6 protein-coding genes and 1 pseudogene are annotated in these 5941 nt (G+C 43.3%); 4 read left to right on the forward strand and 3 right to left on the reverse strand.

The window, feature by feature from the left end; translation table 11 throughout:
- The 4 genes from hemB to ABZB17_RS19580 form a co-directional block, all read left to right on the forward strand.
- Positions 1–674 (forward strand): porphobilinogen synthase (gene hemB / locus ABZB17_RS19565; protein WP_372652765.1); only part of this gene is annotated, 674 nt, incomplete at its 5' end.
- 3 nt (positions 675–677) lie between these two features.
- Positions 678–1973 carry a glutamate-1-semialdehyde 2,1-aminomutase gene (gene hemL / locus ABZB17_RS19570; RefSeq protein ID WP_372652767.1) on the forward strand — a complete coding sequence of 432 codons (1296 nt, stop codon included), beginning with the start codon at positions 678–680 and terminating at the stop codon, positions 1971–1973.
- A gap of 123 nt (positions 1974–2096) precedes the next feature.
- Complete coding sequence (gene hemE / locus ABZB17_RS19575) at positions 2097–3128, forward strand: uroporphyrinogen decarboxylase (protein ID WP_372652768.1); 1032 nt, start codon at positions 2097–2099, stop codon at positions 3126–3128.
- Between the two features lie 118 nt (positions 3129–3246).
- Entirely contained in the window at positions 3247–3702 is a 456-nt protein-coding gene (locus ABZB17_RS19580; protein ID WP_372652769.1) for a hypothetical protein, read from the forward strand.
- A 365-nt stretch (positions 3703–4067) separates the two neighbouring features.
- Here ABZB17_RS19580 and cobA read toward each other — a convergent pair whose 3' ends face one another.
- From cobA to ABZB17_RS19595, 3 genes and pseudogenes are all read right to left on the reverse strand, one after another.
- Entirely contained in the window at positions 4068–4814 is a 747-nt protein-coding gene (gene cobA / locus ABZB17_RS19585) for a uroporphyrinogen-III C-methyltransferase (RefSeq protein WP_372652771.1), read from the reverse strand.
- The gene (locus tag ABZB17_RS19590) at positions 4796–5635 is read right to left on the reverse strand and encodes a hypothetical protein (RefSeq protein ID WP_372652774.1); all 840 of its coding nucleotides are present in this window, start codon (positions 5633–5635) and stop codon (positions 4796–4798) included. The genes cobA and ABZB17_RS19590 overlap by 19 nt, the downstream gene beginning before the upstream one ends.
- Before the next feature lie 46 nt (positions 5636–5681).
- A pseudogene (locus ABZB17_RS19595) lies at positions 5682–5941 on the reverse strand (sulfite reductase); the annotation flags it as partial.

Raw genomic sequence — 5941 nt, forward strand, 5'->3', positions numbered from 1 at the left:
GCGCAATAAAAGCAGAACTTCCTGATTTGTACATTATTGCCGATGTATGTAATTGCGAGTACACCACACACGGACATTGCGGAACTATAATTGACGGCGATGTGGATAACGATACCACGCTTGAAACACTGGCCGCGCAGTCAGTTTCGCTGGCTGAAGCCGGTGCCGACATGATCGCACCAAGCGATATGATGGACGGACGTGTTGGACGAATCCGTGAAGCCCTTGATGACAACAAATTCGAGAAAATTCCCATCATGGCTTATTCGGCTAAATATGCATCGGGTTTTTACGGACCTTTCCGCGAAGCTGCCGAAAGTGCACCTAAATTTGGCAACCGCGCCACTTACCAAATGAACCCGGCTAATTCAGATGAAGCCATTCGCGAAGTGGAACTCGACATTGCCGAGGGTGCCGACATTGTTATGGTTAAACCGGCGTTGTCATTCCTCGATATTATATACCGCGTAAAAACAGAATTCAAAATGCCAACAGCAGCCTATAATGTTAGTGGCGAATTCTCGATGCTAAAAGCAGCAGAAGAGAAAGATTGGATTGACGGGCCGCGCGTGATGATGGAAATTCTTACCTCGATAAAAAGAGCCGGTGCCGATATTATTATTACGTATTCAGCTGTTGATGCAGCGAAAATTTTGAATGGAATAAAAGGATAAAACATGCAGTTTTCAAAAAGTATAGAAGCATTTCAGCAGGCTCAGCAAAGTATTCCGGGAGGTGTAAACTCTCCGGTTCGGGCTTTTAAAAGTGTAAACTTAAATCCGGTGTTTATCGACTGTGCCAAGGGGGCAAAAGTTGTTGATCTCGACGGGAATCAATACACCGATTTTGTGTCGTCTTGGGGACCTCTGATTTTTGGTCATGCACACCCTGAAATTGTTTCGGCAATTAACGAAGCCGCACAAAAAGGAACCAGTTATGGAGCTCCTACTTTGTACGAAACCGAAATGGCGGAACTGATCGTTGAGATGGTGCCATCGATAGAAAAAGTGCGTATGGTGAACTCGGGAACTGAGGCTACAATGAGTGCCATCCGTTTGGCACGTGGTTATACAGGCCGCGAGAAAATTGTAAAGTTCGTGGGTAATTACCACGGTCACGGCGACAGCTTCCTGATCAAAGCAGGTTCAGGAGCCATCACTCTGGGTTTACCTGACAGCCCTGGCGTAACTGCCGGAAATGCAAAAGATACCTTGCTGGCCAATTACAACGATCTGTCTTCAGTTGAACAACTTTTCAGTGAAGACGGAGAGAATATAGCAGCAATAATTGTTGAACCAGTTGCAGGAAACATGGGGGTTGTTCTGCCTGAAAAAGGATTTTTGGAAGGCTTGCGTGATATCGCCACTAAAAATGATGCATTGCTGCTTTTTGACGAGGTGATCACCGGTTTTCGTTTGGCCAAAGGTGGTGCTCAGGAATACTTTAATGTAATGCCCGACATTACCACGCTGGGAAAAATTATTGGCGGAGGATTGCCTGTTGGTGCTTATGGTGGTAAAAAAGAAATTATGGATCAGCTGGCACCAAACGGCCCGATTTACCAGGCAGGAACCCTGTCGGGAAATCCGTTGGCAATGGCAGCCGGAAGCACGATGTTGAAACTGATTCTGAACACTGCCGACTTCTACCCGGAATTGGAGCGGAAAGCGAAAAAGCTGGAAGAAGGAATTCGCAACAACCTGAAAGAAACAGGTATTAAAGCAGTGTTGAACCGTGTTGGATCGATGATGACCTTGTTCTTCACCAACGAAGAGAAAGTGAGTTCATACGAAGAAGCCATGAGTGCAGACACGAAACGTTATGCCGAATATTTCAAACTATCATTGGAAAGCGGAATGTACATTGCACCGTCGCAGTTTGAGTGTTTGTTTGTTTCGTATGTACATACTGACGAAGACATCGACAATATCATCAACGCCAATTTAAACGCCTTAAAAGAACTAAAAGATTGAAAACAGATTGATGAAGATTGGCTCAATCTTTTCAAGCCATTCAATCATCAATCTGAAACCAGTTGGATATATTTTGTAGATAGTTACACAAATTTTGTTGATAAGAAAGAAATACCAAAATAGATGGAAAAAGGAATATTTATAAAAACACTTGAGGGGCAAAAAACGGAACGGCCACCGGTGTGGTTTATGCGTCAGGCGGGAAGAGTTTTGCCGTCGTACCTTGAAATGAGAAAACAGTACAGTTTTGCAGCACTGATGCGCGATCCGGAACTGGCGGCCAAAGTTACACTGCTCCCGGTTTACGATTTGGGCGTTGACGCAGCGATTCTTTTTTCCGATATTCTTGTAATTCCCGAGGCGATGGGAATGGAATTGACATTTACCGATTCGGGGCCAAGGTTTGCAACAGCTTTGAAAGATCTTGATGATCCGATGACTTTTATAAATCCTGATTCATCAAAACTGGAATACATTTACGATGTTATCGATAAAATTCAGGAAACCAAACCTGCAGATTTTCCATTGATCGGTTTCTGCGGAGCGCCGTTTACTACACTTTGTTACATGGTGCAGGGTTTGGGAACCAACCACACGTTCCCGGATGCAGTTTCGCTGCTGTATAAAGATAGAAAGTTAGCCAAACAGTTGCTAGGTGCCATTACCGAACTATCGATAGAATATGCGCTGAACCAGGTAAAACATGGCGTCGCTGCTTTTCAGATTTTTGAAACGCACGCCGGACTTATTCCTGCTGATTTGTATATGGAATTGATTATGCCGTTTGTACGAAAAATATCAGCAGCAGTAATGAAAACAGGTACGCCAACTATTTTCTTACCAAAAGGTTTGGGAACCGGTTTAAAACACTTGCAACCCGGCGATGCCGACTTTATCAGTGTCGACTGGCAGGTACCAATTAAAGAAGCACGTGAAATGATTCCGGCAGATATGGGAATTCAGGGAAATCTAGACCCGCGTATTTTATTTGCCAACCAGGAAGTGATTGAAGCAAAATTGCAGGAATACCTTTCGTTTGGAGCTAAAGAAGACAAATGGATTTTTAACGTAGGCCATGGATTTGTTCCCGGCATTCCGGTTGAAAATGCTAAATTCGTTGTCGACTGGATCAAAAATGCAAACTGGAACGGTTAATTGATGAGTAATCAGAAAAGCTGAGCCAATGAAAACCGGAAAATGAAACTGAATATTGTTCAAAGGGTTTGAAGGGTTTGAGAATTTGAAAATTGTTACTGTAAACTGGGACTGAAAAATGATGAATCTGAGCGCAATAATCACATCCGACGTAGTAAAAATAATACACGACATTGTTAGTGTATCATTTTTACTTTTGGCGGTTACGTTGATTTACCGCTCCGTTCGTGGAATAAAAAACCACCTCCCCTACGCCAAAACCGACAAGTATGTTGCGATTGCTTTTATTGTAGCATTGTACATGCAACTTATTTTAGGGCTTATCATGTTTACCAACCTGGGGGCAGGCTTTGATTTTCAGTACGTCCCCGATGAAAGCACAAATATGGTTTCGAAAAGACTTTGGCCGGTTGAACACATCGTGCTAATGTTGTTCGCACTTTTTATCGCCAACCTTGGATTGATCTCTTCATTTCTCACGGAAAAAAGCCAGAGTCGTTTTAAGAAAGTACTTATCTACTATTCTATTGCGGTTGTTCTTATTGCTATTTCGCTGTTATCGATTTACGCTTAACAATAGCTTATCAATTAGCGATTGTGAAACTGTCTGTTAAGAACCAAAAGAATATTTAAATCGCCTGCCGAGGCCTTCATTTTTGCCTTAATGCAAAAACGAAGCACGAGGAAGTCATTTCCGAGCTCAAGGCCCCTTATCAAAGATTTAAGAAAAACTAGTGCGGGCTCGTCAAAAATCCGTCAGTCGGGCTAATTGGCTACATTGAAAAAACGCAAAGGTTATTTTTTGACAAGATTTTTGGTTCCTTTTCATCGATTGGAAAAGGAACTGCCCGTCTGGCATGAAGACAAAAGCTTCCTAAATAATGTAACAATGGAATTTATCAGGTCCTGCAATATGGCTATGAAACATCAATTTCAAGATCAACATTCCATTCGTAGATAAATCAAAGCCGGAGTTTTTACAGGCGTCTCACTATTCAACGCAACCATCTCTTTCAATGTTCCTTTAAACTTTTGCGCATCCCAACGGCCAGAGCGTGAAACAATCGTAGTATGAATACACTCGCGGTGAACGACATCCAGTGCTTCGTAGATTTCCTCCAGTACTTTCGTACCCATGTAAATTACGGCAGTTCCCCGGTTCTCCAGAATACTTACCAACTGTTTTACACTTAGAAGTTTCCCGGCCACATCGCGCCCGGAAAGAAGGTGCAATGAGTTACTTCCTCTTCGGTCAGTCAAAGGAATACCAAATTCTGCCGATGCCGCATTAAACGCCGAAATGCCCGGCACCACTTCAAAAGGAATATTCCTTTCTTGCAGGAACGAAGTTTCTTCGGCACCGCGGCTAAAGATCATCGGATCTCCCGATTTCACGCGCACCACCACTTTCCCCTGTTTAGCGTGCTTCTCAATTTTATGGTGGATGGAGTTTTGCCGTTCCGTTACGTCAACGCCATCACCGGCACGTTTCCCCACAAAAATCAGTTCTGCATTCTCAGGGAAAAGTGCCCGAACATCACGCGAAATCAACGCATCGTATAAAATCACATCCGCCTCTTTAATACAATTGTGCGCTTTCAGAGTAAGCAAATCTGCCGGTCCCGGGCCCGCTCCTACAATATAAACTTTCCCCAACTGTTCCATTGCTATATTCTGTAGGCCCACTCTTCCACTTCTTTTAAGTAGTCCATCGGACTTTGATACACAAACTTATACTCCAGCGCCTCAATAAGTTTATCGCTGTTAATCACCTTGTAACTTCCTTTGTCTTTTGAAAACACCGGAATTGGCAGATCACTGATCTTTGCCGCTTTTGCGTAAAACTCATTTCGTCCGGGATGCTCAGGGCTCGATGCATTAAACACCTCTCCCCAAATATCTTTTTCAATAATTTGAGTGATGATATTTATGCAATCGTCGCGGTGAATCAAATTTACAGGTGCATCAAAAACCGGTGTATTTTTGCCTTGTACAAAACGTGCCGGATTGCGGTCATATCCGATCAAACCGCCAAAACGAATTACAGTAGTTTGAAATGCCGGATTATCCAGCAACAGTTTTTCCGCTTTTAACAAAGCTCGCCCACTGGCTTTTTCCGGCGTTCCCTCATCGCCTTCTTTTACTTCTGCATTTTTCGATTCGTAAACCGAAGTTGAAGAGATGAATAGCACTTTTTTAATGTTCAGTTCCTGTACTTTGGCAATTACCTGCTCAATTTTTTTCGGAAATGAGTCCTCCACACAATCGGTTCGCGTTGGCGGAATGCTGATAATAAGCACATCGGTATTAAAAAAACTATTGTAATCCACCGTAAGCGATTGCGCTTTGGCTTTCACATAAAATGCACTAATTCCACTCACCTCAAGTCGGTTGTAACTTTGCGTTGACGCCACCGATCCTTTAACTTTCCAGCCTTTTCGGAGTAATGATCTCCCCAACGCTGTTCCAAGCCATCCGCAACCTAATATCGATACTGTTGTTCTCATGTTTGTTTGCTTTTTAAGTTTTGATTTCTACCCGTTACTAATGGAATTAGTGTTTAAAATCCTTGCCTTCTTTAATCTCCTCCACGTAATTTTTGCGGAGAACAAAGTCGCCAAAGTGCTCACCGGCCTCGCGATTTGCTGCAAAATCAGCAATAATCGGACGCAGCTCATTCAGTATCTCTTCCTCGGTGATGGTTTGTTTGTAAAGCGTATTCAAACGCGATCCGTTAAAACTTCCACCAAGGTATAAATTGTAATAGCCCGGCGATTTACCGATCAGGCCAATCTCGGCCAGGTAAGGACGCC

The organism is Draconibacterium sp. (assembly GCF_041583095.1).
GTDB lineage: Bacteria > Bacteroidota > Bacteroidia > Bacteroidales > Prolixibacteraceae > Draconibacterium.

Excerpts from the sequence above, each read along its gene's own strand:
- ABZB17_RS19590 (WP_372652774.1), bottom strand. The coding sequence starts at position 5,635 with ATGAGAACAACAGTATCGATATTAGGTTGCGGATGGCTTGGAACAGCG.
- hemL (WP_372652767.1), top strand. The coding sequence starts at position 678 with ATGCAGTTTTCAAAAAGTATAGAAGCATTTCAGCAGGCTCAGCAAAGT.
- hemE (WP_372652768.1), top strand. The coding sequence starts at position 2,097 with ATGGAAAAAGGAATATTTATAAAAACACTTGAGGGGCAAAAAACGGAA.
- ABZB17_RS19580 (WP_372652769.1), top strand. The coding sequence starts at position 3,247 with ATGATGAATCTGAGCGCAATAATCACATCCGACGTAGTAAAAATAATA.